The organism is Escherichia sp. AM3, from assembly GCF_032029835.1.
GTDB classification, from domain to species: domain Bacteria; phylum Pseudomonadota; class Gammaproteobacteria; order Enterobacterales; family Enterobacteriaceae; genus Escherichia; species Escherichia coli.
This window is the reverse complement of record NZ_JAVUPQ010000646.1, coordinates 1-377: the sequence shown is the minus strand read 5'-3', so window position 1 is coordinate 377 and position 377 is coordinate 1. Positions and strand designations below refer to the sequence as shown.

The 377-nt window shown below is 54.6% G+C and carries 1 protein-coding gene; it reads right to left on the bottom strand.

Annotation, left to right across the window (positions count from 1 at the left end):
- A partial coding sequence (locus tag RTW80_RS27685; protein WP_312721305.1) for a pseudouridine synthase occupies window positions 1–309 on the bottom strand: 309 nt, incomplete at its 3' end.
- Window positions 310–377 lie beyond the last annotated feature (68 nt).

Below are 377 nucleotides of genomic sequence, written 5' to 3'. Positions count from 1 at the left end.
CAGCAGGGCGGTGTAAACCTTGTTCACGGCGCGCTGACTGAACTGGTGGCAAAGCGCGGCGTTGATCGCTTTGTTACGCGCAATGACCATCAGACCCGAAGTGCCAAAATCAAGACGATGCACCAGCGTGCAGCCGGGAAAGGTTTGAACAAGACGGTGGTGGACGGAATCGAGGTTTTGCGGATTTTTCCCCGACAGGCTGAGCAGACCGGAAGGTTTATTGATCAGCAGCAGATGCTCGTCCTGCCAGAGGATCTCAATGTCGTCGTGACAGGGTGGTGCAATAAACGTATCGATAATGACAGACATCAGGCCGCCGGGCTGGAGAGTGGGTGCGGATGATAACGAAATACGGGGGAAAAGAAAAACCCTCCCAC